The sequence below is a fragment of the Streptomyces sp. NPDC127084 genome (assembly GCF_042724175.1).
Lineage (GTDB): Bacteria > Actinomycetota > Actinomycetes > Streptomycetales > Streptomycetaceae > Streptomyces.
Map to the genome: position 1 here is coordinate 1 of NZ_JBHXFA010000450.1, position 688 is coordinate 688.

Annotated in this window: 1 pseudogene; it reads left to right on the top strand. The window is 72.4% G+C overall.

The features are described from left to right. Positions 1–688: pseudogene (locus ACFWI9_RS34890) on the top strand (Tat pathway signal protein); the annotation flags it as partial.

Here is a 688-nt window from a genome sequence, read left to right on the forward strand (position 1 = left end):
GCGCCCCGCGACTGCCCGGAGCAGCCCGCCGGCAGATTCTCCGCCACCGGCGCGAAGGCCACGCTCACCACCGGCGACGGCGTAATCGCGCAGTGCCTGAGCATCCCGGCGGACGCGCACACGAACGCGGAGGTCTTCCAACTGGTCGCCACCTCCGGCACGGCCCTCGCGAAGTTCACCGTGCTGGACTCCACCGGCAAGCAGATCTGCGACCGCCTCCCCACCACCAACGGCTGGACGGTCTGCTCCCTGACCCCGGGCAAGGCGCACACCGTCCTGGTCACCGGCCGCGACCTGCCCGCCACCTACACCCTGACCCGGCGCGACATCACCGCGACCGCCGCCTCGGCGGGCTGCACGCCGACCCCGGCGCAGAAGGTCGGCGGCCCGTCCGTCAAGGGCACCTACGACGCCCCCGGCACCCTGCGCTGCCACCAGATCACCACCGACGCGGCCACCGACGTCGTGCACGTGGACGTACGGGACGCGCTGGGCACCGCGAACATCTCCGTACTGCGCGGTGACGGCAGCACCGAGTGCTCCTTCCGCAACCGCTCCTGCGCGGTCACCGGATCCACCACCCACCAGGTCCTCGTCCAGACCCCGGCCCCCTCCTCGTACACCTACCAGTGGAAGGCGGACGGCAAGGCGATCTCCGGGGCGACCGCGCCGACGTACACGATCGCGG